Source organism: Tardiphaga sp. vice154, assembly GCF_007018645.1.
In the GTDB taxonomy this organism is placed as follows: Bacteria; Pseudomonadota; Alphaproteobacteria; order Rhizobiales; family Xanthobacteraceae; genus Tardiphaga.
Map to the genome: position 1 here is coordinate 4,185,671 of NZ_CP041399.1, position 23,915 is coordinate 4,209,585.

Sequence of the window (23,915 nt, forward strand, 5' to 3'; positions counted from 1 at the left end):
AACGAGGAAACGCATGTCCGCAAGACATTCACGTCGCACGATACTCGGGCTCATGGCCCTGACGCCCCTCGCGGTCAGGCCAGGCTTTGCTCAGGGGTCGTCGCAGCAACCCATCCGCCTCAATGTGCCGTTTTCACCGGGCACGGGTCCTGACCTGCTCGCGCGCCTACTCAGCGAGGAGCTACGCCAACGCTGGAATCAGCCGGTGATTGTCGAGAACAAGGCAGGCGCCAGCGGCAATATTGGCACCGACGCTGCGGCCCGCGCGGCGCCGGATGGCCAGTCCTTGCTGGTGACGGTCAATACATTCGTGATGAATGCGAGCCTCTATCGTGCGCTTCCCTATGATCCCGAGAAAAGTTTTGCGCCGATCGCGGAGATCGCAACCGGAGCGCTCGCATTGGTCGTGCATCCCTCGCTCAACGTCACCACGCTTGCCGAACTTGTTGCGCGAGCGCGCGGCAAACCGGGCGAGATCAACTACGCATCACCCGGCCGCGGCACGCCGCAACATCTGGCCATGGAACTGTTCAAGCTGACGGCGCAGGTCAAGCTGACGCATATTCCATATCCGGGTTCAGCTGGCGCCGTGAAGGATCTTGCGGGCGGGCATGTGTCGGCCATGTTTCTACCGATACACACCGCGCTGCCTCTCGCAGAAGGCGGACAGATCCGCATCCTCGCCGTTGGCAGCAAGTCGCGCGCGCCACAGGCGCCGAAGGTGCCGACACTTGCGGAGGAGGGCGTTGCCGATTTCGACGTCGATCTGTGGTACGGCGTCCTCGCTCCCGCTGGTACGCCGAAGGCGATCATCGACCGCTACAATGCCGAGTTCAACAGGATACTGAACCAGCCGAACGTGAAGGAGCTTCTCGATAAGCAGGGCCTGATCGCCCGCGGCGGGCCACCGAATCAGTTGGCGGCGCTGATCGCGAGGGATCGCCAGCGCTGGGCCAAGGTCGTCAAGGATGCCGAGATCACCTCGGAATAGTCTAATCCGGCCGCAGTCACAGGATACCCGATCATGATGAGGCGAGTCTTGATTGCGGGAGCTGGCATCGCAGGGCTTTGCACCGCGATTGCGCTGATGCAGCGCGGACTTCGCGTCACTATCTGCGAGCAGGAAGAAACATTACGCGCGACCGGCGCTGGCGTGCAGATCAGTCCGAACGGAACGCGGGTGCTCGCATCCCTCGGCGTACTCGACGCGCTGCGTCGCCTTGCTGTCGAGCCGACGGCCAAGACGATTCGCCTGTGGAACAGCGGCGAGACCTGGTCGCTCTTCGACCTCGGGGCCATGTCTGTCGCCGAATATGGCTTTCCCTATTTGATGGTCCATCGCGGCGACCTGCATACGACGCTGGCGAACGCTGTGAGGCAGCTCGATCCAGACGCGATCGTTCAGGGCACCGGCGTCGTCGCTGTCGACAACCGCGCCGATGCCGTGACGGTCTCGCTTTCGAGTGGCGAAAGCATCAGCGGCGATGTCCTGATCGGCGCCGATGGCATCCATTCAGTCGTCAGGTCGGCCGTTTTCGGCGCAGGACCGGCGCATTTCACCGGCTGCATGGCCTGGCGCGGCGTCATTCCTTCTTCGCGTCTGCCGCCGCATATCCAGCGCGACGTCGGGACAAACTGGGTCGGCCCCGGCCGTCACGTCGTGACCTATCCCCTCCGACGAGGAGAGCTCTTCAATTTTGTCGGCGTCGTCGAACGCACGGGGTGGGAAACTGAATCATGGACGGCCAAAGGCACGCGCGACGAATGCGCCGCCGACTTCGCGGGATGGCATCCCGACGTCCACGCGCTGATCGACAATATCGACGTGCATTACCGATGGGCATTGATGAGCCGCCCACCAATGGCGCGATGGTCGGCCGGACGCGTGGTCCTCGTCGGCGACGCCTGCCACCCGATGTTGCCGTTCATGGCACAGGGCGCGGTCATGGCTATCGAGGACGCGATCACGCTGGCCCGAGTCCTTGCAGCTAACCGCAACGATTTCGTGACCGCCTTCGCGAACTATGAGGCCGAACGTGTCATGCGCGCCAATCGCTGCGTCATCGCGGCGGAGCGAAACCGCGAGATCTTCCATAACGAACGATTGATGGAGGCCGAAGACGCGAACCAATATGTGTCAGCCCAATGGAATGAGGCAAAGGTCCGCGAGCGATATAACTGGCTTTTCGCGTTCGACGCAGTTGGCGGAGGCTGACGGCCATCTTTGTGCACGATGAACACTTGGCGGAATAATACTCCGATCTGATCCCTACGCCTGCATCTATGGTTGGTGCGGATTTGAGTGTCCGCTTGGCGCCAGATGCAGCCGGTTCGCCGGATTGTTAGAAGCTTTCGTCGCGAGACCGCTCGCCTGCATGATTTCGTCCTTGAAGACATTCGATCACGGCAAAGCCCAAGCGACTTAATTTCGAGATGTCCTAGACCTCACCCAGATCAATCGACACGTTCGATCTTCACGCGATGCGCGCCACGACGTGCCAGGACTTCGATGCCGGATTTCACCGATCCGAGTTTGATGAGACCGCGTGAATATTGAAAGTCTCGATAGAAGATCGCCAGGTTTCCCCACGGCGCGTAGTAAGCGATCTCTCCGACCACCGGCGTGATGCCAACCGGTGCCCCATCGATCGACGACGACTCTGGAAGATTGCTGATCTTTTCGGTTGAGGCATAATTCTCGAGGTTAATGTCGAGCGGCAGCAAGGTCGCAAAGTCCCGGGCGGCGGGGCTGTCATCTGACGTAGCCGCCAGATTCTTTCCCCGGCCACGATTCTTACGTTTATGCGGCCTCTTCCACGTTCAAGCGGGGCGTCTCGTGTCATGCCAGCCACCATCGGCGCACCCGGCTCGGCCTTGGCTGTCGGCGCCTTGCAGCCTGATGCCGTGACCATCGAAACTGCGATCAGCGTTGCGCGATCGAATTTCGCTGCTCATAATACCAGTAATGTCCGCGATCGACTCCTGAATTTGCTTGGCAGGTTTGACGCGACGACGCTCAGGCTAGTTCGACGGTGACCATTTTGAACGGCATAGATAGTGTTGCTCCGGAATCGGCATCTATTCGTTCCCTCGCCGCAGCGGCGACGCCGGCCTCATCCGGCTTGAAGTTGCGCCAACGCGTCTGTGTGCTCGGAGCCACCGGGACCATCGGTCGCTCCACGGTAGCCGCACTGGTGCGACGCGGACACGACGTCATCTGTTTCGTCCGGGCGCGTTCCGGCGTCGGCGGATCGATCACGCCAGCGGATATGGCGAGGCTGTTCGCCGGAGCCACAGTCAGGGTGGCGGACCCCACCGATCCCGTTTCGCTGTCCCGCGACGGGTTTGCAGGCGAGCGGTTCGATGCCGTGGTATCCTGCATGGCCTCGCGCACCGGCGCGCCCAACGACGCCTGGGCGATCGACCATCGCGCCCACATCAACGTGCTGGACGCAGCGCGGCAGGCCGGCATCGTTCACTTCGTGCAGCTTTCCGCCATCTGCGTGCAAAAGCCGCTCCTCACCTTTCAGCGTGCCAAACTGGCTTTCGAGGCGGCGCTGATCGAGTCGGGGCTGCGCTATTCCATCGTGCGGCCGACCGCATTCTTCAAGTCGCTGTCTGGCCAGATCGAGCGCGTGCGGCGCGGACAGCCCTTCCTGGTGTTCGGCGACGGGACCCTGACAGCGTGCAAGCCCATCAGTGACACCGATCTGGCTGACTACCTCGCGGGCTGCCTGGAGAATGAGAGCCGGTGGAACCGGATCCTGCCGATCGGTGGCCCGGGCGAGGCGATCACGCCGCGCCAGCAGGGCGAGGCCCTGTTCTCGCTGCTTGGTCGTGCACCCAAATTCAAGCGCGTCCCGGTGGCCCTGCTCGACGCCATCATCGGCGGCCTCGGAATGCTTGGCCGTATCGCGCCAGCACTGGCCGACAAGGCTGAACTGGCAAGGATCGGCCGCTATTATGCGACCGAATCGATGCTGGTACTGGATCCGCAGACCGGGGCTTATGATGCCGCTGCCACGCCCTCGACAGGAACCGAGACGCTATTCGACTTTTATCGTTCGGTTCTGGCCGGCGCCGAAGCGCCCGAGCGCGGGGACCATGCCGTCTTCTAGGGCGGCAGAGCCATGAGACGAACCAATCTATGACCCCCCTTCGCTCGCGAGCATCCCACGCCTTTTTTGCATCGTGATACGCCTGTCTGAACTTGCAAATATCAGGAGCCGCGTTTTGGCCAGCAAAAGGAAAATCACCCCGATGATATTCGCTTGGGCAGCAGGCGTGGCCGCTGTCGGAATCGTCGCCCTGGCGCTGTGGCTGTACGCCCCCGACAAGCCCCGCGCCGTCCTGGAAGCCGCCTATCCCGGCGACTATCGGAGCGTCGATGATTTGCGTCTGCGCCTGCGCGACACCGGCCCGCGCGACGCAGCGGCGGTGATCCTCCTGCACGGCTTCGGCGCCAGCCTGGACACCTGGGAGCCATGGGCGCAGGCGCTGTCGGCGCGCTTCAGGGTTATCCGGTTTGACCTGCCCGGCTTTGGCCTGACCGGCCCCGACCCCACAGGCGACTACACAGACGCGCGTGCTATCAAGATCCTGACCGGCTTGATGGACCAATTGGGAATCGACCGGGCCAGCCTCATTGGCAATTCTCTCGGTGGACGCATCGCCTGGAACTTCGCCGCCCTGAACCCCCACCGCGTCACGCGCCTGGTGCTGGTCTCGCCGGACGGCTTCGCGAGCCCGGGTTTCGAATACGACAGGGTCAGCGAGACGCCATTGATGATGCAGGCGCTGCCCTACGTCGCGCCGCGCGGCCTGCTGAAGGCAAATCTGGCTCCCGCCTATGCCAACCCGGAGGCCCTGAGCGAGGCGACACTGACCCGCTATCGCGACATGATGCGGGCTCCCGGCGTGCGACCTGCGATCCTCGCAAGGATGGGCCAGGTGATCCTGCGCGATCCCGCCCCGACCCTGGCCGGCATTCAGACCCCGACGCTGCTCCTCTGGGGCGAAAAGGATGCCATGATCCCCATCAGCAACGCGGCCGATTACCTGCGATACATGCCCCACGCGCGCCTGGTACGCTTGCCCAACCTCGGCCACGTGCCCTTCGAGGAGGACCCGGTCACTTCAATCGCTCCGGTAGAAATCTTCCTGTCCGGCGCGACGCCTTGAGCCGAAAGGCGTTCGACCGGGCGAACCTCGGCGATTTCGATCTGCATTTTCACGACCTTCGTGGAACCGCCGTCACCAGGCTGGCGTTCGCCGGCCGTACTGCCCCGCAGATCGCTTCGATCACTGTTCACAACCTCAAGGACGTAGCGGTGATTTTAGAGGCGAATTACCTCGGCGGTCAGGCCGAACTGGCGGACAAGGCGATCCGCCAGTCCTGCGCGCTCTCGCGGGCGCCATCGGTGAAGCCGACCAGTTCCTTGCGGCCTTCCGGGGTCGCGCCGATCAGCACCAGGATGCACTTCTTTTCGTCTTCGAGGCGTGCCTGGAGATGGATGCCATCAGCACAGATGTGGACGTAGCGCTTCGCCGACAGATCGCGCCTCTGCCACGTGATGTGCTCGTCGAGCCAGCCGTCCTTTAGGCGGCCGATGGCAGATGCAGACAACCCGGCAGCATCCTTGCCGAGCAGCGCTGCCAGCGCCTCCGAGAAGTCGCCGTTCGAGATGCCCTTCAGGTAAAGGATCGGCAGCAGCGTCTCGATAGACTTCGAGCGGCGCATGTAGGGCGGCAGGATCGACGGCGAGAACCGGATGCGGGCGGGGTCGGTAGCGCCTTCCTCGCGATCGCGCACACGCGGCTGGCGGACGACGACCGGACAGATACCGGTCATCACCTCGCGTTCCGGCAGGTGACCGTGGCGCACGACCCGCTGGTGCCCGTCCGCGGTCTTCAAATCGGTATGCCTGCCGAGAAAGTCTGCAACCTCGGCCTCTACTTCGCGAAGGAATCGATGTGAAGTTCGGTTTCATTTCGAAGCACCGGGGGTTCTGGCCGGCGGATTGGTTGTGCGAGGCGCTCGGTGTGCCGGACACATTCGCTCTGAAAACGGCCCGGAGCTCATTGCAAAAGCTGTGCAAGACTAGATCGCGGCGGTGGATGCGAAGACCGCCTAGATCATGCTAGGCAGCCCATGGGAGAATGGCTTCATCGAGTCATTCAACGCCCGGCTTCGCGACGAGCTTTTGGACTGCGACATCTTCTACTCACTGGCTGAGGCCAGGATCGTGATTAAAAGCTGGCGTCGGCATAAAAATACCGTCCGCACTCACGGCTCGCTGGGTTATAGGCCACCAGCCCCAGAGGTCTTCGTGCCCGCAATGATCGCGCGGTCGATTTCGCAACCCTGATCATATACGCCGACCGCGCTGGCACCCAAGCCGCCCGTGCACGAACATCCAACTGGACCAGTCAGTGGGAACCGATCAATGTTGCAGGCCGAATGACACTTGGACACCGATTACGACGCGACGCCGGGTAACGCCGCGCCCACCAAGGAATCGCGAGATACGAGATCGGCGAGCTCACGCTCGTTCAAATCCTCGGTGCCCTTCGGACGCAACGGCAGCACGATGTAGCGTAGGTCGGCGTTACTGTCGTGGACGCGCACCTCGACGGATTCTGGCAGCACGAGGCCGAATTCCTGCAAGACCTCGCGCGGCTGGCGCACGGCGCGCGAGCGGTAATTCTTGCTCACGTACCAGGCTGGGGGTTCGCCTAGCAGCGAGCGCGGATAGCATGAGCACAGCGTGCAGACGATCAGGTTGTGGGTCTCTTCGGTATTCTCGATCACCATGAGTTCGGCTTCCGTCACTTCGATACCAAGTTCTATGGCTGCCTTCTTGCCATCCTTCAGCATGCGCGCTTTGTAGTCGGGATCAAGCCAAGCCCGCGCCACCATGCGAGCACCCTGATGCGGCGAGGCGATGTCGTTGATCTCAAGCCGGCGGCGGATCTCGACGGCGGTGATGAGACCCTTTTCGATCAGCATGGCGCGCAGCGCGATGAAGCGCGCTTCCTCCATCGTCAACTCGACGTCCTCGTCGTAGGGCCGCAGTGGATGGGGTGCGTGGCTGTGTTCGTGGGATTGATCGTGCCCGTGAGAGTGGTCATGCGGATGATCGTGGTCGTGACTCATGAAGTTTCTCCATGCGACGAAAGCAGCCGTAGCCAGTGGCCATAGATTTCAATGACGAGCGAATCGTTTTCCGGCCCGGCGTAATCCGGCCAGATATCCTTCTGCATCAGGCGGACGCGATAGAGCGGAATACGCTCGCCGCCGACCCTGCCGTAGGCCCGCTCTTCCGGGTTCTCGAACTTGCCGCAGACGTAATCGATTGTGCCGGGCTTATTGCGGATATATCGCGGCGTGCGCACGTGGCCGGGCTTGTCGAGATCGATGATTTTGACCTTGTCGCCGACCAAGAAAGATTCGTTATATCCGGTCATGGGGCGCCGCGCCCATTCCGGAACACCTCCTCCGTCCGGCGCACCAATTCGTCGCGCGAAACGTAGCCCTTTTCAACCATCATCTCCGCCATGCCGTGGACGCGACGGCCGTAGAACGTCGAATTCTTATATTCCTCTGGCGTCATCTGCTCGATCGTCCGGCGGAATTCGTCGAGGTTCATGATGCCCTTATTCCACAACACATTGAACATGGCGATCATCTGCTTTTCCCAAAAAAGCTGTTTGACCTCCTCTTTCGGCACCTCTCCCGCAGGCAAGCCGCCAACATCTGTCACAAAACGATCCGCCATTACTAACCCTTCCCGGTTTCACGGTACTGCTTTGGAGTTACCCTCAGCCATCTTACATCAATGGTGCGGGGCATCGCCCCTTTGTATATGCGCGCTGCTGTTCCGAAGCCAAGGCCGTATTCGGCGACGACACGGTTTATGTCGAACGGCCCTTTGAGGATTGCGCATGGTGATTTCATTACAAAAGTCTGCCGCCGTCGACGACAAGCGTCGTGCCGGTCGAAAAGCCTAGGTGAGTGGCGCAGGCTAGGATCGCGGCAGCTACGTCGTCGGCCGTGGCAACCCGCTTCAGCGGAGTGGTCGCACCAGTCTTGGCGTTGAAATCGGCGCCCCGCCCCGAAACGAAACCGGTATCAACTACGCTAGGCGACACGCCGAGCACGCGGATCTCGGGCGCAAGCGCGCGGCCGAGCGATTTTGTCATGACGTCGATCCCGGCCTTGGCAGCGCAATAAGCAATCGACGAGCCGGAACCACTTATGCCGGCGATCGAGGACACCGAGACGATCAGGCCGTCGCCTGAGGCTTTCAGCAACGGGGCGAAGGCGCGGATGGTGGCAACTGGCCGCGCCAGTTCACCGCAAACATGCGGTCGATCAGTTCGTCGTCGAGTGCATCGAGATCAGTATGCGGCACCGGTGTCGTGAAGCCGGCGCTGTTGACCAAAATGTCGAGCCGGCCATAGCGCGAAGTAATGGCGTCGCGCAGCGCCAACAGGGTAGCGGTGTCGGCCACGTCGGCCGCGAATGCCGCATGACCGTCGCCGGCCAGGCCGTTCAATACCTGCTTGGCAGCGTCAGCCTTGTCGGCGCCGACGCGATGCGTGACCGCCACGTGCGCGCCACAGCCGGAGAACGATCGCGCAGAAGCGTCGCCTATGCCGCCGCTACCGCCGACGATCAAAGCGACCTTGCCTACTAAAGAAATTCGATAAGACATCTCACCCACCCTGTCGGCAGCCGAGCGTTACGCATGGCCGATGCACCATGCAATTCGATCTACGCGACCTTCGCCGTGGCACCGACCCGGCCGAAAAATCCGACCACGACCGGCGCGAGCCGATCGTCGGGCACCCATTCGGCGATCGGAATCAGGTCGACGCTTAACTGGTCCTTGCGCAGCAGATGCAGCTCGGCGCCCGGGATCAGCTTTTGCACCTCGAGACCGGCAGTGATTGAGTGGGTCATATCGTTGCCGGGTAGCACGCACACAGGAAAGTCGATCGCCTTCAGGGCCGCTGCGCTCGCTCCCAGCATCGGATCGTTGACACCGCTTTCGAGTTCGGCCCGCCACCGACTCATAACTTCGATGAAGCGTTGCTGATCCCACGCCATGATCTCTGCGCGACGTGATGCATCGATTTCGATTAGATCCTTGAAATGGTCTGTGCGGCAGACCTCGTCCATGCCGCCTTGTTGTGCTGCTTCGACATATTGCGTGTAATAAACACGAGATAGCCGCTTCACCGCGAAGGCACCTCCGGTCACTCGCATCATTAGCAGGCCAGCGATGGCTTCGCGGTGGCGCAACGCCATAATAGTAGCGAGCCGGCATCCCGACGACGACCCGCCGATGATCAGCGGCGGTAGCCCGAGCGACCCCGCCAATGCGTACAAATCATCAGCCCAGATCTCAAACTCCGATCCCTCGCCGTCCAGCGACAGACTCGATCGACCGGTATTGCGGCGATCGTGAAGGAGCACCCGAAATCCCGCGTCGGCGACTCGCTCGGCGAGGCCCCTCACCTCATCCATGCTGCGTCGGGCCCCGGAGACCAGCGCCACCCAAGGACCGCTATTCCCTAGAACTTGGTAGTGCAGAGAAACCGATCTCACATTTACATGCGGCATGATGATGTTCCTGTATCGCTATCGCCCAGTGAAAATTGGCTTACGGCCTTCGCGCACTGCAGCCATTCCTTCGTCGACATCGGCCGTCCATTCCAGCGCCGCGCGCAGTTCGTCAGACAAAGCCCGTGCCGCAGCAAACCCCGAGGCTTCTCGTGTCCTGACAATCCGTTTGGTACCCTTTGTAGCCAGCGGACCATTTTCCGCGATAATGCGCGCCATATCGGCGAGCACCGCGTGAACGCTGTCGGACGCCACGATCCGATCCGCGAGCCCAATGCGCAGCATTTCCTCGGCATCGATCTCGCGGCCGGTGCACAAGAGATCGAGCGCACGCCCGACGCCGACGATTCGCGGGAGCCGGACCGGGGCGCCGACCCCCGGAAAGCCGCCCCATTTGGCCTCCGGTGACGACTGTGTGACGTGATCGCCGGCGATCCTAATGTCGCAGGCCAGGGCCAATTCAACAGCCCCAGCCCTTACCATACCGTTCAGTCCGGCAATGACGATCTGCGGCAGCGCTTCGATAGCGTCGAACGAGGCGTTGGCGAGGCGGATCAGCCGCAAAACCTCCTCTTTGCTTAGGCTGCACCGCAGCGCCGGTGTGAGGATGCCGGTCGAAAAACAGGAGGTACCTTCACCGGCGATGGTGAGAACATCGACATCGGGCCTGTCGGCCAGTGCTCCTGTTATGCACCCGAGTGCGATCAGAATGTCCCCAGTCAACAGGTTCAGCGATTCGGGCCGAGTAAAGGTTACCGACGCCACGCGACCCGCAATTTCGTAGTTCAAACCTTCGACCATCATCGCGTCTTTCCCGCCCACGGGCGTCAGCCGAGCAACTGCGTGAACCGCGCGGCTGACGCCTTCAGCTCGCGCACGATGTTGCCTGATGGCGATACATCCAACGAACCGGTCGACCCCACCGCCGCCAGACAGGCGACGAGATCGTGCTGGTGATCCAGCACCGGGACTGCGATCGCATCGAGTCCCGCGATCAGATCGCCGCTGACCAGGCTGAAACCCTTGCGGCGAATGTCCTCGACAAGCGCCGCAAGCTTTGCCTTTGCCAGCTTGCGCGACTGGAGGTTCGGTTGCGGCATCACCGATTGCACCGCGCACTCAAGGGTTGCGGACGGCAGATAGCTCGCGCAGATCAGCCCGAACGCAGATGTATGAAGCGGCAGAATAGAGCCGGGACGGATCACCACCGAGATCGGCCGGACAATGTCGAACCATTCGATCACCATCGGTCCCTGCGGCGTCCACACCCCCATGAAGACGGTTTCGCGGAGATCGTCCCTGAGCTTACTGAGCAGCGGGGTTCCAATCCTGACAATATCAAGTCGGTTCATAGCGACTCGACCGATCAGGCGCGCCGCGCCACCGAAATCGTAGCGTCCGTCGGCGGCACTTTGCTCGACGAAGCCTTCGCGGATCAGACTGACGAGATAGCGATGAGCTTTGGCCGGCACCAAGCCCGCAGCGGCCGCGAGCGCGCTTAGCGTCTGAGGGCCGTCCAGCTTGGCCAGAGTCTTCAGCAAATTGCCGGCGACCTCGACGGATTGCACACCGATCTGCTCGATGCGCGGCGCGGCGCCACCGATGTCGGCATCATCGTCGTGAACCGGTCGAGCTTTGCCTGGTTGGCGTACGGTCATGCCTGAACATTCCTTGGAGGCCAGCGCTGCAGAATCGCGGCCTGCGCGATCGAGAAGGCGTTGTTGAGAACGAAGCCAAACAAACCGACCAGCACCAGTAAGCCGTAGACTTGGCCGGATTGGAAATTGCGTTGCGCAGCGATCATCAACGCACCGATGCCTTCGATCGAAGTCAGTATCTCCACCAGCAGCGTAAGTACGATAGTGAGCGGCAGCGCGATCCTGATGCCAAGCAGTATCGCCGGGATCACGGATGGAATCACGATCAGCCGGACCCGTTCGAGCAGCGAAAGTCTGAACGATGTCGAGACATCCAGAAGAATCGGATGAATGTGCTGCACAGCCGACGATGTGTTGAGCAGGATTGGCCACATTGCCGAAACGGCAACAATAGTCAGCTTCATCCGCTCGTCGTAACCGAGAAACAGAATTGCCAGTGGCACAATCGCAGGCGGCGGCATTGCGCGGCAGAATTCCAGCAAGGGGCCGAGCGCTCTGCTGATGCGCGGCGATATTCCGATAACTACACCGATTGTGGCGCCTGCGACGATCGACAGCGCGAGACCGACAACAATGGTCTCGATGGTGGCTATACTGGCGCCGAGCAGCTTTCCGCCAGAGGCGATTTGCACCATCCCTTTCCACCAGGCCGAGGGCGGCGGAAAATACGGAGAGTTACCGGTCTGCAATAATTGCCAGGCGACGAGGCCGACGATCAGTGGCAGAAGTCCGCGCGGCGACGGCAACTCTGAAACCAGACGGCAGAGCGCGGCAAATCTCAACCTCGGCCCGGTCATGCGGCCGGCCTCGGCGCCATCGCAGGCCAGAGTAATCTGGCGAGCCCCAACACGCCGGCGTTTAGCACAAGACCCAGCACGCCTACCACCGCTATGTAGGCGAACATTGATTCCGGGTGCAGCGCCTGCTGTTCGCGCACAATTCCATAGCCTAGTCCCTCGGGATTGCCGACGATCTCCGCGACGATCGCCATAACTAAGGCAAGTCCGAGACTGATCCGGCCCCCGGTCACGATCGACGGCATCGCCGCCGGTAGCAGCAAATAGCGCACGATCTCCAAGGAATTCATCCGAAAAGTCCGGCCGACGTCGGTCAGCCGCAGGTGCACATTGGCAATGCCGCCCATCGTGTTGATCATCACCGGCCAGACGGTCGGTAGAACCATCACGACGAGTTCAGTCTGCAACGAAAATCCGAACAGCAACAGTCCCAGCGGCGCAAACGCAATGCCCGGCATCGGGCGCAATACTTCAATGCTAGCAAGGCCGTAGCGTCGCGCCAAGGGTGAAAAGCCGAGCAACAGCCCCAGCGACACCCCGATGATCATTGCTACGCTCCAGCCGATCGCGATCGACAGCAGGGTATGCAGCAGGTCGTGCAGCAAGATGCCGTCCTTGGCCAGCGCAATAGCGCCGGCGAAGATCGCGGACGGCGCCGGAAAGAATTCGAAAGCGATGGCGCCCAACCGGACCGATGCCTCCCACACTGCGACAATCAGCGCGAAGACTGCAAGCCCGGGCCAGTTGATGCGAAGCAGGACCGAGCGACTAACCATGGCCGATCGCTTCGTGCAGATCGTAACGATGGGCCAGGAATTGCGGCAACTGCCGGGTCAGCACCTGGTTACGCGGGCCCGGAAGATCGATGGTGACTACCTGCCCGATGCGACCGGGGCTGCCGTTCAGAACCGCGACCCGGTCACCAAGATAGACTGCCTCCTCGATATCGTGGGTAATAAAGACGAAACTGGTGCGGGTTTGATCGCGCACCCGCAGCAACTCGTCCTGCAATCCAGCCTTGGTCATCGCGTCCAGGGCCGCGAACGGCTCGTCCATCAACATCACCGCAGGGCGCAGCGCTAGCGCGCGAGCTATCTGCACACGTTGCTGCATTCCACCCGAAAGCTGCCAGGGGTAATCGCCGGCCCGCTTCGACAGGCCGACGAGATTCAACGCATCATTAACGCGATCGGCGCATTCTTGCCGCGGCATTTGCCGCTCGATGCCAAATGCGACATTGCTGGCGACCGTACGCCATTGCAGCAGCGCAGCGGCGTAGTCCTGAAACACGATCACCACACCTTCGGGCGGCCCGTTCAACGCTTTTCCCTTGACCAGCACTTCGCCGCTAGTTGGCGGCATTAGGCCGCCGAGCATCCGTAGAAGCGTAGTCTTGCCGGTCCCAGAAGGTCCGACGATCGATAGGAACTCGGCGTCGTGCAATTCCAGGTTGATGTCGGAGATGATAGGGCGAGGACCGGCTGTCAGCGACAGCACGACACTAGCCGATCGGCACTCGAAGACGGGCGCTGACATGAGCCTGATCGTACTCGCTATGGCGCCACCACTAGCTTGGCGGGATCGACCGGGGTCGGAAGCTGGCCGATCTCGCGCATCACGTCGGCCCAGACCCCTATGTCCTTGGCCGTAATGGCGGTGCGATAGGCCGGGAACGGCGTCGCCTGGACGACCGGCTCGGGCAGCTTGGTGTACTGCGCGACGATCTTGCGGGCTTCTTCGGGATTCGCCTTGATGAAGGCGATGGCCTCGTCCAGCGACGCCTTCCACGCTGAGACCGTCGGCCGATGCGACCGCGCCCACTCGCCGGAGGAAATCCAGAAAGGGAATAGCACTTCCTTTCCGGCGCTCAACAACGGGGCGGTCAGCGCGACATTGCCGGCGTTGCGCAATGCGCCGACGAAAGGTTCCACCGCCTCGACGGCATCTACCCGCTTGGCCTTGAGCTGATCACCCATATTTGGGAAAGGCACTTCCACGGCGCGAACGCTGGCCGGATCGACGCCGTTCTTCTTCAGCCAGTACAGCACGGACACGTGGATCACACCACCGATTGTGGGCGTGGCAATCAGCTTGCCGGTAAGATCTTTAGCCGACGTGATCCCGGAATCCTTGGCGACCATCAGCTGCGTGGATGGATTGTCCTCCGTCTCGAACACCGACGCCGCGACGGCAACGACATCGAGTCCGCTAGCCACAGCTTTGAGCAGGTCGGGCGCCGTGCTCGGCGCAAAATCGAATTGCCTGCCGAGGGTCCCCGGCAGCACCGATAGGTTCTGAGCCACGCTTAGGGTGACATCTAATCCGTGATTAGCAAAGAACCCCTTTTCCTTCGCCACCCAGGCAGGCAGCCAAGTGATGACGGGGATATAGGCAGCCTTGACGACGACAGGCGCAGGATTAGCCAAGGTCTGAGCTTGCAGCGATCCGGCGGCGAACGCCGCAAGGCAGAGGCCGGACATAACCGAAGCGAAAGCCCATCGACGCGGGGAACGGACCATCATAACTCCTCCCATTTGCATAATTTGTTTTGTTATGCGTAATCTAGGCACAACGAAACGCCCGAAGCAAGCAACCTTTGGCCGGGCCTCGCCTAGGGATGGACCGTGAAAGTAGACCTTCTCATTGCCGGTCTTCCCGCGAAAGCCGATCATTTTCTGTTCGGCATTTGCTCGCTGCTGCTGCTGCGGGGCGCCGGACGGACGATGCTGTTCGACACTGGCCCGTTTCGCGTCCGGCCGATGCTGGTAGCAGCACTCGCCTCGCATGGCCTCACCCCGCGCGACATCGACACCGTCTTCCTGACCCATTTGCATTGGGATCACGTCGAAAACATCGACCTGTTCGCGCATGCCGAGATCATCACGCCGCGGCTTGAATACGAATACGCCGTTGCGCCGCGAGTAAATGACTGGGGCACGCCGCCCTATGTGCGCGAGATGCTACATGGCATGAACATGACGCTGCTCCCGGACGAGGAACAGCAACTCTTTCCCGGTGTACATACACTGCTGCTGCCCGGGCATTCGGTCGGGCTGCAAGGACTTGCAATCGAAAGCGGCGAGGATCGCCTGGTGCTAGCAAGCGACGCGCTGTGGTCGGCACGTGACGCCACGCGTGGCGTACCGGACGTCGCGTTCTTCGATCCAGCCAAGGCACAGCGTAGCCTGGACCGGGCCCTGGCGGCGGGCAACGTCTTCTATCCTGGCCATGATCGCGCCTTCCGGTTTGAAAACCAGCAGGTCACGTATCTGAGCCAGTACAACTACGCGCTCAGCTTTGCCTTCCAACCGCACGGCCAAGACTTTGACATCGCAATTTCCACCGAAAGGCACTGCAGCGGCTTGGGAGGCGCAATATGAATATGGCCACCTCCATCACCTCGCTATTTACAGGCATCCCGGCCTCGGCGGATAAGTTTCTCACAGGAATTTCCAGTGTTTTGCTGGTGCAGACCGCGGGACGCGTGATCCTGTTTGATACTGGTCCTTACGCCTATCGGCCGATCCTGCAGAACCGGCTGAAGCGGCTCGGGATTGCGCCGGAAATGATTGACACGGTGGTGCTGTCACATGTGCACTGGGACCATGCTGCCAATGCCGACCTTTTTCCTGCGGCGTCCATCGTCATCCACGCACGCGAACTGGCTTATGCCGACACGCCGCAAGAGCACGACTCTAGCACGCCGGCCTATATCGGCCGGGCGTTGCACAAACTGCGGCTGACTCCGGTCACCGGTGATACCGTGATTACAGACGGCGTGCACGTCGTCGACCTGCCAGGTCACACGCCGGGTTCAATCGGCCTCATGGTTGGTGATACCCTGCTCGCCGGCGACGCTGTTGGCTGCGCCAGAGAGCTTGTCGGTCGCCCGGTGGACGCCGCAGCCCAAGGCGTTGCAGCCGAAAGCCTGCAGCGAGCAGCAGCAATGGCCGATACGATCTACCCTGGGCACGATCGCCCTTTCCGCCTTCGCCCTGATTTTTCCTACCTAGAGGACTACTCCCTGCGCATCAGGTTCTTCGTAGATCCGAATGGCCCTGATGAGGAAATCCGTGTCGGATCGTTCGCGGCCCGGTCCTTTGCGAACTGGCCGATCGACTGATGGCCATCTGGCGGTCGGTCAGCCGCCGCGAGGCTGACCGGTCAATCGCTGGTTCAGAAATGCCTACAAAATGATTTGGGAGCTAACGATGCGAACTTTTCTGTTGCTGGCATTTGTTTTGTTCTGCGGCCCGGCGATCGCGCAACCAGCGCACCTCAAACTGATCATCTTTCCCGGCGGCCTCAGCTGGCCGATCTTTGTCGCCCAGGACAAAGGCTTCTTCGCCAGGGAAGGACTCGAGGTCAAGGTCACCGAAACGCCCGGCTCGGTATTTCAGATCAAGGGCATCATGGCCGGCGATTTCGACATCGCCATGACACCGTTCGACAACATCGTCGCGTATCAGGAGGGACAGGGGGAAACCAGTTTCGACGTCCCGCCAGACTTGTTCGTGTTCATGGGAGGGATTTCCAGCACACTGCGCCTGATCGTTCAGCCCGGCATCGCCACGTTCGCCGACCTGAGGGACAAAACGCTCGGCGTCGACGCCCTTTCCACCGGCTATACGCTGCTGATGTACCGGCTGCTGGAGCAGAACGGTCTCCCGCCGGGAAGCTACAAGCTGGAACGTCTCGGCGGCACCGCGTCGCGCGTCAAGGCGCTGACGGAAGGCCGGATCGCAGCGACGATGGTCAGTTCCCCGCAGGAAATCCTCCCCGAGCAGAACGGATTTCGGCGACTGGGCGATATCCAGTCGATGCTGGGCCGCTATCAGGCTCTCTCGGGTGCGGCGCGACGATCTTGGGCGGCGAGCCATCCCAACCAATTACAAAGCTTCATTCGTGCATATGTCGCCGCCGGCGAGTGGCTTACGGACGACCAAAACCGCGCCGAGGCGGCGACCATTTACGCTCGCTACATTCCCAATACGCCGGATGCGTTGATTGCGAAGGCACGCGAGGCCATGCTGTCCGAGACCGAAGGTTTCCAGCCGCGGGCTAAATTCGATCCGGCAGGCGCACAGACCGCTCTGGCGGTGCGCAAGCAGTACGGGGTACCCAAGAAGGACTTGCCGGACTGGCGAACATACGTCGACGAAACCTTCTACGACGAGGCACTCAAAGCAAAGTAGCAGCGCGCGCCCGCTTGGGCCGCCACGGCTTTAATGACCGAGGCGTCTCTTGGCAGCGGAAAGAAAGCTCAGATCGACGTAATGCGCCACAACGACTTTCTGCCGGTGGTCCAAAGTTCGGTCTCAGAGCAACTGGTTATCGCGTCTGCCCGACGCACGGCTCTCGGGGTGGTGCGCCGAAGAGCAAGGCTAACAGCAAACTCTGCTCGGCTTCCGGCACGATCAACATCACGGGGTCGGCTGGGCTCACCACGCCGCCAACAGTGTGGACGCTGAAGTTGATCGACGACGCCGTTTTGCGGAGCGCGTATATCTACCCGTTTGAGCTGATCCTCCGCCGTTACCTTGCGCTCGATGAATTCTCCGATCTTGCCGTCGATCTCGCGCAGTTCCTTGGCAACCTCGCTGCTCAGATCCTGGTCGATCTGAATAATCTGCTGCTCGATTTCGGAAGTTTTGCCGCGCAATCAGCGTTCACCAGCGAATATGTGTGCGCGCCGTCGGTCTTCCTCCGCCGCAAGCGGTCGAAAGACCGAGCTGCAGCTGGAAGCGGTCTCTCCGCCAGAGTACGCCTTGCGATCTTGTCGCAGATATTACAGGTGGCGCCCCGCTTAGCGCAGGACCCAAGCCAACCTTAGACTTCGCTGAAATAGTAGTTTTGGCGTACGGTCGACCAATAATGCCGGCGGTATTTAAAGAAAGCAAAAGCAGGCGGCTGTACGTAGTAATGAAGTTCTGTAGGTACCAAATGAGCCAAACCGCTACAAGGTTGGATGTCGCATCAACGAAACGAAGAGGAGCAATCGTGATTCTGGTCGTATCCGTGCACAAACTACTATCGATTTAGCCTTGGCTATCATGAGAGCGCAAGTGTGAGCGCCTTGTGAATATCGCGATTTCTTCACAAGTCCGCCGTTTTTGTTGGCGAGAGGGTTGTATGGACATCTCGGGGGGTCGTAGCATGCAATCCATACTCGCTCATTTTTTTTCTGATCCGATATTACTGTCTCGGGTGGGCCTGCGCTTTGTCCATTTCTGTGGCTTAGTGGTAGGGCTAGGTGCAGCAACCCTGCTTGATTTGATAATCGTTCGGTTTGCAATTACTCGGACTATATCAGAGGACTACGTCAGAATTATCGAATTTTCGTCTAAGGTCGTGTCCGTTGGTCTTGGTTTACTTTGGTTGTCTGGCATTGGCTTCTTGGTGCATTACGGTTTATTCGATCCGGCCAAGCTGTGGAATCCAAAGATCTGGGCGAAGATATCGATTGTGGTGATCCTCACGATCAACGGAGTCTTCGTCCACAGCTATGTGTTACCAGCTCTTCGTGACCAGATGGGCAGAAGTCTTTTCGAAAGGATTTCGCGATCCCAAAGATCGTTTTTGTTGTCGTCTGGAGCGGTTTCTGCAATTTCATGGTATGTGCCACTGATGCTGGGGGCATTCCCCCAGTTTAATTTCATTGTACCTGCTTGGGTGATCCTCGTTGGCTACTTCGTCATCGTCGCAAGCGCTGCGGTTGCAGCCCAGGCGGCGGTGGCGATCATGTTTGGCGAGTTATCGCTAAGACGGGTTCTGGAGCGGCGTCGGGTACTTTTGTGGCGTGCGGCATTCCCGGCAAGCTTGGCGTTGATTGCAATTCCCTTCAGTTTGGACCAAATCGGCTTCTTTGAGCGCGTGTGGGGTCGAGGCAAGGTTCAATCCGCCCCTGTGACCGAGGCACTTATCTCTAAAGCTGCTAATTCGGGTCCGCTGTCTTTGGTTCAGAGCACGGCTGCGGCATGGCAACAGTCGCCAACGCCCAAAGTAGACGATGCTCGTGAGTTCACGAACCAAGACGGTCCATCCGCGGCCGAGATGACAGAAGCGGCGCCGGGCGCTGGCGGCAGCGCTTTAGGTAACGATCTTATTGTGACCTCAAACATCTCAAATATGAAGTCTAACCAAGGGCAATCGCTCCCTGACCATGTTCAACGAGCAACCTCAAGCTTAATTAATGCGACGCCGCTTGACGGCTCCGGCAATGCCTCAAAATCTTTGGGAGGTGCCCGTTTAGAGTTTGCGTCAGTCTCCGGATTATGGGCTGTCGACAGCACCGCGTGCGCTCGAGGTTTCAGCGAAAATGACCTGCACACCGTGATCGATACGGCAGGCGCTTCGGCGGGAGACACCTCATGCAGGTTCAAGAATATCAGCCAAACGAGTGCGGGCAACTGGGCGATAGCGGGTAAATGTACCGATACCCGGACCCGATGGAAATCTGACATACGACTGACGTTGTCAGGACAAAAGCTACGATGGAGTAGTCAAAAGGGTACACAGACTTACGTTCGCTGCCAATTGCGATCGCGGCAGTTTGCGTTTTCCCATCAAACGTTCTAGCTCCGCAAAAGAAAGTCGACGCATGTAATCGGGGCCGCTCATTGCCGGGAGGCCCTGGGATACGCAAGGCTCACAGCGTGACGGCAAATGACCTGGCCCTGCCGATTTCCTCCAGTTGAAGCGTTGAAGTTAGAGTCCGGCCTTCTGAGGGAAAGACAGATGAAGCGAACCTCGCTGCCACGCACTTTGCGGATTACAGAAGTCGACCTGCACGCTAGCATCGATTCTCAAACGGGTGTGCTGTGCCATCTCGGCTCCCTGATCACAGGTCAGCAAGCGACGGAGTTGTTCAAGCAAAGTTACGATGGTACGCGCGATGGCGTCGCGAACAGCCTCCGCGCCATGACCGGCGAGAGCCGGTCGGTTCTTCACCCGTTGCTCACTGCCGTGTCCCGGCAGGCGGGGAAGATGCAGCAGCATGTTGAGCCCCATTTAGAAACTCCAGTTGAGAGCCTGCTTGCCGACTAGGCGCTCGAGTGCAGCGATGCGCGCTTCGTAGGTCTCGAGCAGCCTGGCTGAAGCGTCGTCCGCTTCGAGCGCGCCTACCTGATACTTTTAGATCCAGATGCGGATCAAGTTATGGGAAACATTACGCCGCTTGGCGAGCCCGTGCAGCGTCTCGCCGCCCAAATACTCTTGCGACACCTGACGTTTAAACTCGACGCTGTGGGTTCGGTGCTTTCTCATGGCCTTCATCCTCTGAAAGCCCTGCCGTCTGGTCAGTTACTGAAATCCAACCTGTCCACCTTGGAGGGCCCACTCCAATCGGCGACCCAGAGCTGATCGGGTCCATCAAGCGCTAAGGTTTTGGCAAGGTTGGGAAAGATCGGTTGGTCGTGGTCGCTATCCGTCGTTTTCGTGAAGTGGCGCCGCATTCTGGGCTGGATGTCATGCTCGCGCATGAGACGGCGGACCTTCTTGCGATTGACGACCATGCCTTGCTGCCTGCGGACGGCCTGGACGCGGCGCCAACCATAGTGCTCGAACTCGTCGCAGATTGCAGTAATTTATGCAACGATACGGTTGGGCGCCGATAGGCGTCAATGTTCGGAGCTAATACACACCGTCCGATTGGTGGCAACCGGCCCTATGCACTGGCTCGCCAGCGGGACGGGCTGCTGAAGCGCCTCGCCGATCAACCTGACGTGACGCTGCGAGCGCTGGTGGCGGAGCTTGCCGCACGCGGCATCAAGGTGAGCTACTACGCGGTGTGGCACTTCTTCGAGCATTAAGGCATCAGCTTCAAAAAAAGCCTTCCCGCCAGCGAGCAGGATCGGCCGGACGTGGCAAGGCGACGGGCGCGGTGGAAGCGCCTGCAACACAAGTTCTATGTAAGCGTCGTCCTTAGGCCACGGCTCTAAGTTCTTGCGTTCGGTAAGTCCACGGCAATAGCGCGTCGATATCGCGGTTGGGGTGACCGTTGGCGATCCTTGCTAGAACATCTGTGAGATAACAGAGCGAATCGACCTCGTTGAGTTTGCAAGTCTCAATCAGCGAGGCGATTGTGGCCCAGTGTGTGAATCAGCACGGTCCAAGGACCCCGCCAGATTTTTCCTGAACGCATTGATTGGATAAACGAATTTGATCGGTCATAGGGGTCCCGATCGGCGCCGATTGGGACCCCACCTCGAACCGATTTTCTCGATTTTCTTCAAAGCATTACTGCTTCCGCGTAGAGGGGTCCGACTCCGGTGCTGATTCACACGCAGGAGCGCGCAGCCGCTACAATTTGACAGGAAAAGCAGAGTGAGAGGGGGCTAACAATCGATGCTCTGAAGCAGCGAAGTTCAAGGAGTGTGATTATCTAAATACTAACCCCTTGGTGGTACGTATCTCCCGCATGGCGCAGTGGGGAATTTACTGCGACAGGGCGCAGCATGGTGTGGCGCCCTGTCAAATTGCGACCGGCAAGGGCGTGAATTATGCAGACAGGTTTGGTGCAGCTGTTGAGCCGGTTTCGTAGGGATGAGCGCGGTAGCATTGCGCTGCTCTACGGCATCACGGTCGTGCCTCTGATCATAACCATCGGATGCGCCGTAGATTACACCCGCGCCGCAAGCGCCCGCGCAGCATTGCAGGGCGCCGCGGATGCGGCCGGCGTTGCTGCCGTTTCGGCAAAATCGCCGGGTTTCTTGGCCGCGCAAGCTATGACGTCCGACGGCCAGGTCAGTTCGGGCGTGACCGACGCGACACAATTTTTCAATGGCCGGACGTCTACGATCGGAGGCGTCAGCAACCTTTCCCCCACTATCACCGTGGTGAAGGACGGCAAGGTCGTAAAGTCCACAGTCGCTTTCACTGCCAAAGTGGCAACCACCTTCATGGGGATCGCCGGCTGGAGCAGCATGACCGTCTCAGGCAGTTCGAGTTCCGAGGCGTCGCTGCCGACATTTCTTGATTTTTACCTGATGCTCGACGTGTCCGGCTCGATGGGGCTGCCCTCGACCAATGCCGAACAGACCCGGCTGGCCGCTATCAACCCGGACAACTACAAATCCTATCCAAACGGTTGCACCTTTGCCTGCCACTTCACCGCCAACAATGCCTGTTCGGACTCTGATCAGAAGTATTCGACCGGCGGCAAGTGCATGGGGTTCCCGTTGTCGCGGACGGCGGGAAACTCCGGAAACTCGCCGGTTGGGGCATGTTCCACGCCGGGCACCAGCGCCTGTATCCAGTTGCGCGCGGACGCCGTCGGCTATGCCGTGCAGCAACTACTTATCACCGCCAACACCACGGCAAAAGTGGCGAACCAATTCCGGATTGGGCTTTATCCCTACATCCAGAAACTGTACGCCTATTTTGCACTGACCAGCGCCATCTCAGGATCGGCGACGAATTCAAGCACCATCAACTATGCCGCGGCCAATCTGGCGACGCTGCTGGATACCGGGCAGAACGCTACGCTCGGCTCGGGCGGCACGCATTTCGAAAATGCATTTCCGACGATGAACTCGCTGGTCACCAGCGTAGGCACCGGCTCAACCGCGACCGACACGCTGCCCTTCGTTTTCCTAGTGACCGATGGCGCGCAGAACAACCAGACCCAATGGGGCGGGGGATGGGCGGGCGACAATCACGCCACTGTGGTAGACAAGAATCTTTGCAACGCCATGAAGACGCGCGGCATTACGATATCGGTACTTTATATTCCATATCAGCCGATCCAAAACCCGACCAGCTTCGGCAACAATGAAGACTATTACGTCAACGCGATCATCCCGAACATCCCGACCGCTTTGTCGCAATGCGCCTCGCCTGGATTCTTTTTCACCGCTAATACCCCGGACGATATCACGACCGCTTTGAACAAGATGTTCCAGCAGGCGCTCGTATCGGCACATATCACCAATTGAGGAGCGAGCTCCGTTGAACCAACAGCATTTAATATTTATTTCGAAAGTATTAGTATTATTTTGCAAACCAAGCGACGGACGGTTCGACAGCCTGTTGTGAGACCGCATGATTGAGAAGTCTGAAGACGATATTTCTGAAGAGTGCTTGCGCCTTCTGAAACTTAATAAGACAACGCGGTTCATAAACCACGTGTCAATTGTTCCGATCGGACCTAGCGGCACGCCAGACAACTGGACGTATGGCGTTCTTGATCCGAATTCAGAAAACAGTTCAGCTCAGGATGCACGCAGAATTATATTAGAGGTTGCGAGCCGGTGGCGCCTGAAGGACTGAAAGATGAAGCGTGAGGTGCGAGCGCTCCTGAGCAGTAAGCGAGTGCCACATGGACATCCTCTGGGCAGGCTGCATCTCGAAAAATGCAGAAAAATGGCCCCGATTAAGGGGCCATTCAAATCAATCCTCGTCGTTCACCTCGTAAACCTGAATAATCCGACGAGTGTGCGGTTGAAACACGACAGCCCTACGGTTCACGACGTCGTAATGGTATCCTTCAACTCCGTACTGACGCGGCAATTCTCGCGATCCATGCGGGCCATATCCAAAACGCTGCCCGGGCGATAGATTACCATAATATTCGTATGACCGTGGACGTTCACGATCCCGGTAGATGTATTCACGAGCAGGCTCTCGTTGCTCGACGGGTATCGACGAAGCCACGATCGCACCAATGACCGCGCCTGCGATAGCCGCACCGGCACGATCATGCGCTTTTGCAAGCCCGGGCATTAGCAGCAATGCTGCGGCCGCAGCGACATTCAAAACGTTTAGTCTCATAGCCAATCCTCGCGCTACAATCTGTCAGCCCGCGAGACACTGGGTCAGGATAGTTAACGAAGC

At 59.8% G+C, this 23,915-nt stretch carries 24 protein-coding genes and 6 pseudogenes; 11 read left to right on the forward strand and 19 right to left on the reverse strand.

The features are described 5' to 3' along the window. Window positions 1-52 precede the first annotated feature (52 nt). Both FIU28_RS19585 and FIU28_RS19590 read left to right on the forward strand, forming a co-directional pair. Complete coding sequence (locus tag FIU28_RS19585; RefSeq protein WP_210245571.1) at window positions 53-991, forward strand: tripartite tricarboxylate transporter substrate binding protein; 939 nt, start codon at window positions 53-55, stop codon at window positions 989-991. 33 nt (window positions 992-1,024) lie between these two features. Further along, complete coding sequence (locus tag FIU28_RS19590) at window positions 1,025-2,215, forward strand: FAD-dependent oxidoreductase (protein ID WP_246660742.1); 1,191 nt, start codon at window positions 1,025-1,027, stop codon at window positions 2,213-2,215. 239 nt (window positions 2,216-2,454) lie between these two features. Here the strand turns inward: FIU28_RS19590 and FIU28_RS19595 are convergent, their stop codons facing one another. Then, a complete protein-coding gene (locus FIU28_RS19595) occupies window positions 2,455-2,772 on the reverse strand; it encodes a cyclophilin-like fold protein (RefSeq protein ID WP_143574831.1) in 318 nt (105 codons plus the stop codon). A gap of 374 nt (window positions 2,773-3,146) precedes the next feature. Here FIU28_RS19595 and FIU28_RS19600 point away from each other — a divergent pair, with 374 nt between their 5' ends. Continuing rightward, window positions 3,147-4,118: an NAD(P)H-binding protein gene (locus tag FIU28_RS19600; RefSeq protein WP_143576298.1), complete on the forward strand. Its 972-nt coding sequence runs from the start codon at window positions 3,147-3,149 to the stop codon at window positions 4,116-4,118. A 115-nt stretch (window positions 4,119-4,233) separates the two neighbouring features. Next, window positions 4,234-5,181 carry an alpha/beta fold hydrolase gene (locus FIU28_RS19605; RefSeq protein ID WP_210245420.1) on the forward strand — a complete coding sequence of 316 codons (948 nt, stop codon included), beginning with the start codon at window positions 4,234-4,236 and terminating at the stop codon, window positions 5,179-5,181. 205 nt (window positions 5,182-5,386) lie between these two features. Here the strand turns inward: FIU28_RS19605 and FIU28_RS19610 are convergent. Beyond that, a pseudogene (locus FIU28_RS19610) lies at window positions 5,387-5,956 on the reverse strand (transposase); the annotation flags it as partial. Between the two features lie 91 nt (window positions 5,957-6,047). Between FIU28_RS19610 and FIU28_RS19615 the strand changes: the two are divergent. Continuing rightward, window positions 6,048-6,368: pseudogene (locus tag FIU28_RS19615) on the forward strand (integrase core domain-containing protein); the annotation flags it as partial. Between the two features lie 110 nt (window positions 6,369-6,478). Here FIU28_RS19615 and FIU28_RS19620 read toward each other — a convergent pair. From FIU28_RS19620 to FIU28_RS19670, 11 genes and pseudogenes are all read right to left on the reverse strand, one after another. Then, window positions 6,479-7,156 (reverse strand): nitrile hydratase subunit alpha, encoded by a 678-nt coding sequence (locus FIU28_RS19620; protein WP_143574832.1) that lies wholly within the window; start codon window positions 7,154-7,156, stop codon window positions 6,479-6,481. Further along, window positions 7,153-7,443 (reverse strand): SH3-like domain-containing protein, encoded by a 291-nt coding sequence (locus FIU28_RS27220; protein ID WP_210245421.1) that lies wholly within the window; start codon window positions 7,441-7,443, stop codon window positions 7,153-7,155. Before FIU28_RS27220 ends, FIU28_RS19620 begins: the two co-directional genes overlap by 4 nt. A gap of 20 nt (window positions 7,444-7,463) precedes the next feature. After that, window positions 7,464-7,778, reverse strand: a complete 315-nt coding sequence (locus FIU28_RS27225) for an SH3-like domain-containing protein (RefSeq protein ID WP_143574834.1) — start codon at window positions 7,776-7,778, stop codon at window positions 7,464-7,466. 178 nt (window positions 7,779-7,956) lie between these two features. Continuing rightward, window positions 7,957-8,717 (reverse strand): annotated as a pseudogene (locus tag FIU28_RS19635) (SDR family NAD(P)-dependent oxidoreductase). A gap of 59 nt (window positions 8,718-8,776) precedes the next feature. Then, on the reverse strand, window positions 8,777-9,562 hold the full coding sequence (locus FIU28_RS19640; RefSeq protein ID WP_168207247.1) for an alpha/beta fold hydrolase: 786 nt from the start codon (window positions 9,560-9,562) through the stop codon (window positions 8,777-8,779). Between the two features lie 84 nt (window positions 9,563-9,646). Continuing rightward, window positions 9,647-10,432, reverse strand: a complete 786-nt coding sequence (locus tag FIU28_RS19645) for an enoyl-CoA hydratase/isomerase family protein (RefSeq protein ID WP_143574836.1) — start codon at window positions 10,430-10,432, stop codon at window positions 9,647-9,649. A gap of 23 nt (window positions 10,433-10,455) precedes the next feature. Beyond that, window positions 10,456-11,286: an IclR family transcriptional regulator gene (locus FIU28_RS19650; RefSeq protein WP_143574837.1), complete on the reverse strand. Its 831-nt coding sequence runs from the start codon at window positions 11,284-11,286 to the stop codon at window positions 10,456-10,458. Next, on the reverse strand, window positions 11,283-12,083 hold the full coding sequence (locus FIU28_RS19655; protein ID WP_143574838.1) for an ABC transporter permease: 801 nt from the start codon (window positions 12,081-12,083) through the stop codon (window positions 11,283-11,285). The genes FIU28_RS19650 and FIU28_RS19655 overlap by 4 nt, the downstream gene beginning before the upstream one ends. Then, a complete protein-coding gene (locus FIU28_RS19660; protein ID WP_168202989.1) occupies window positions 12,080-12,688 on the reverse strand; it encodes an ABC transporter permease in 609 nt (202 codons plus the stop codon). The genes FIU28_RS19655 and FIU28_RS19660 overlap by 4 nt, the downstream gene beginning before the upstream one ends. A gap of 163 nt (window positions 12,689-12,851) precedes the next feature. Next, the gene (locus tag FIU28_RS19665) at window positions 12,852-13,580 is read right to left on the reverse strand and encodes an ABC transporter ATP-binding protein (RefSeq protein ID WP_246660744.1); all 729 of its coding nucleotides are present in this window, start codon (window positions 13,578-13,580) and stop codon (window positions 12,852-12,854) included. A gap of 56 nt (window positions 13,581-13,636) precedes the next feature. After that, entirely contained in the window at window positions 13,637-14,605 is a 969-nt protein-coding gene (locus FIU28_RS19670) for an ABC transporter substrate-binding protein (protein ID WP_168202990.1), read from the reverse strand. 102 nt (window positions 14,606-14,707) lie between these two features. Here FIU28_RS19670 and FIU28_RS19675 point away from each other — a divergent pair, with 102 nt between their 5' ends. From FIU28_RS19675 to FIU28_RS19685, 3 genes are all read left to right on the forward strand, one after another. Further along, window positions 14,708-15,463, forward strand: a complete 756-nt coding sequence (locus FIU28_RS19675) for an MBL fold metallo-hydrolase (protein WP_168202991.1) — start codon at window positions 14,708-14,710, stop codon at window positions 15,461-15,463. After that, complete coding sequence (locus FIU28_RS19680; RefSeq protein ID WP_143574843.1) at window positions 15,460-16,206, forward strand: MBL fold metallo-hydrolase; 747 nt, start codon at window positions 15,460-15,462, stop codon at window positions 16,204-16,206. Before FIU28_RS19675 ends, FIU28_RS19680 begins: the two co-directional genes overlap by 4 nt. An 88-nt stretch (window positions 16,207-16,294) precedes the next feature. Further along, window positions 16,295-17,278: an ABC transporter substrate-binding protein gene (locus tag FIU28_RS19685; protein ID WP_168202992.1), complete on the forward strand. Its 984-nt coding sequence runs from the start codon at window positions 16,295-16,297 to the stop codon at window positions 17,276-17,278. Between the two features lie 202 nt (window positions 17,279-17,480). On the opposite strand, the pseudogene FIU28_RS27035 reads toward FIU28_RS19685, so the two are convergent. After that, window positions 17,481-17,742 (reverse strand): annotated as a pseudogene (locus tag FIU28_RS27035) (HlyD family efflux transporter periplasmic adaptor subunit); the annotation flags it as partial. A 497-nt stretch (window positions 17,743-18,239) separates the two neighbouring features. Here FIU28_RS27035 and FIU28_RS26710 point away from each other — a divergent pair. Continuing rightward, window positions 18,240-19,661 (forward strand): hypothetical protein, encoded by a 1,422-nt coding sequence (locus tag FIU28_RS26710; protein WP_210247739.1) that lies wholly within the window; start codon window positions 18,240-18,242, stop codon window positions 19,659-19,661. Window positions 19,662-19,826: 165 nt separating this feature from the next. Here the strand turns inward: FIU28_RS26710 and FIU28_RS27040 are convergent. The 3 genes and pseudogenes from FIU28_RS27040 to FIU28_RS19710 all read right to left on the reverse strand — a co-directional run. After that, a pseudogene (locus FIU28_RS27040) lies at window positions 19,827-20,081 on the reverse strand (IS30 family transposase); the annotation flags it as partial. A 135-nt stretch (window positions 20,082-20,216) separates the two neighbouring features. Beyond that, a complete protein-coding gene (locus FIU28_RS27370) occupies window positions 20,217-20,348 on the reverse strand; it encodes a hypothetical protein (RefSeq protein WP_368039316.1) in 132 nt (43 codons plus the stop codon). 32 nt (window positions 20,349-20,380) lie between these two features. Beyond that, window positions 20,381-20,668: an IS3 family transposase gene (locus FIU28_RS19710; RefSeq protein WP_143574846.1), complete on the reverse strand. Its 288-nt coding sequence runs from the start codon at window positions 20,666-20,668 to the stop codon at window positions 20,381-20,383. A gap of 36 nt (window positions 20,669-20,704) precedes the next feature. On the opposite strand from FIU28_RS19710, the gene FIU28_RS27455 reads away from it, so the two are divergent. After that, on the forward strand, window positions 20,705-20,893 hold the full coding sequence (locus FIU28_RS27455) for a hypothetical protein (protein WP_143574847.1): 189 nt from the start codon (window positions 20,705-20,707) through the stop codon (window positions 20,891-20,893). Window positions 20,894-21,005: 112 nt separating this feature from the next. Here the strand turns inward: FIU28_RS27455 and FIU28_RS19720 are convergent. Next, window positions 21,006-21,176, reverse strand: a pseudogene (locus FIU28_RS19720) (transposase domain-containing protein); the annotation flags it as partial. Window positions 21,177-21,583: 407 nt separating this feature from the next. Here FIU28_RS19720 and FIU28_RS19725 point away from each other — a divergent pair. Then, window positions 21,584-23,017, forward strand: coding sequence for a TadE/TadG family type IV pilus assembly protein (locus tag FIU28_RS19725; RefSeq protein ID WP_143574848.1), 1,434 nt, complete (start codon window positions 21,584-21,586; stop codon window positions 23,015-23,017). A 454-nt stretch (window positions 23,018-23,471) separates the two neighbouring features. Here the strand turns inward: FIU28_RS19725 and FIU28_RS19730 are convergent, their stop codons facing one another. Continuing rightward, window positions 23,472-23,852, reverse strand: a complete 381-nt coding sequence (locus tag FIU28_RS19730; RefSeq protein WP_143574849.1) for a hypothetical protein — start codon at window positions 23,850-23,852, stop codon at window positions 23,472-23,474. Window positions 23,853-23,915: the final 63 nt, after the last annotated feature.

Bases quoted from the DNA above. Each gene is read 5' to 3' on its own strand.
- FIU28_RS19585 (WP_210245571.1), top strand. From the start codon at position 53: ATGGCCCTGACGCCCCTCGCGGTCAGGCCAGGCTTTGCTCAGGGGTCG.
- FIU28_RS19590 (WP_246660742.1), top strand. From the start codon at position 1,025: ATGATGAGGCGAGTCTTGATTGCGGGAGCTGGCATCGCAGGGCTTTGC.
- FIU28_RS19620 (WP_143574832.1), bottom strand. From the start codon at position 7,156: ATGAGTCACGACCACGATCATCCGCATGACCACTCTCACGGGCACGAT.
- FIU28_RS27225 (WP_143574834.1), bottom strand. From the start codon at position 7,778: ATGGCGGATCGTTTTGTGACAGATGTTGGCGGCTTGCCTGCGGGAGAG.
- FIU28_RS19645 (WP_143574836.1), bottom strand. From the start codon at position 10,432: ATGATGGTCGAAGGTTTGAACTACGAAATTGCGGGTCGCGTGGCGTCG.
- FIU28_RS19650 (WP_143574837.1), bottom strand. From the start codon at position 11,286: ATGACCGTACGCCAACCAGGCAAAGCTCGACCGGTTCACGACGATGAT.
- FIU28_RS19655 (WP_143574838.1), bottom strand. From the start codon at position 12,083: ATGACCGGGCCGAGGTTGAGATTTGCCGCGCTCTGCCGTCTGGTTTCA.
- FIU28_RS19670 (WP_168202990.1), bottom strand. From the start codon at position 14,605: ATGATGGTCCGTTCCCCGCGTCGATGGGCTTTCGCTTCGGTTATGTCC.
- FIU28_RS19680 (WP_143574843.1), top strand. From the start codon at position 15,460: ATGAATATGGCCACCTCCATCACCTCGCTATTTACAGGCATCCCGGCC.
- FIU28_RS19685 (WP_168202992.1), top strand. From the start codon at position 16,295: ATGCGAACTTTTCTGTTGCTGGCATTTGTTTTGTTCTGCGGCCCGGCG.
- FIU28_RS26710 (WP_210247739.1), top strand. From the start codon at position 18,240: ATGCAATCCATACTCGCTCATTTTTTTTCTGATCCGATATTACTGTCT.
- FIU28_RS27370 (WP_368039316.1), bottom strand. From the start codon at position 20,348: ATGAGAAAGCACCGAACCCACAGCGTCGAGTTTAAACGTCAGGTGTCG.
- FIU28_RS27455 (WP_143574847.1), top strand. From the start codon at position 20,705: ATGTTCGGAGCTAATACACACCGTCCGATTGGTGGCAACCGGCCCTAT.
- FIU28_RS19725 (WP_143574848.1), top strand. From the start codon at position 21,584: ATGCAGACAGGTTTGGTGCAGCTGTTGAGCCGGTTTCGTAGGGATGAG.
- FIU28_RS19730 (WP_143574849.1), bottom strand. From the start codon at position 23,852: ATGAGACTAAACGTTTTGAATGTCGCTGCGGCCGCAGCATTGCTGCTA.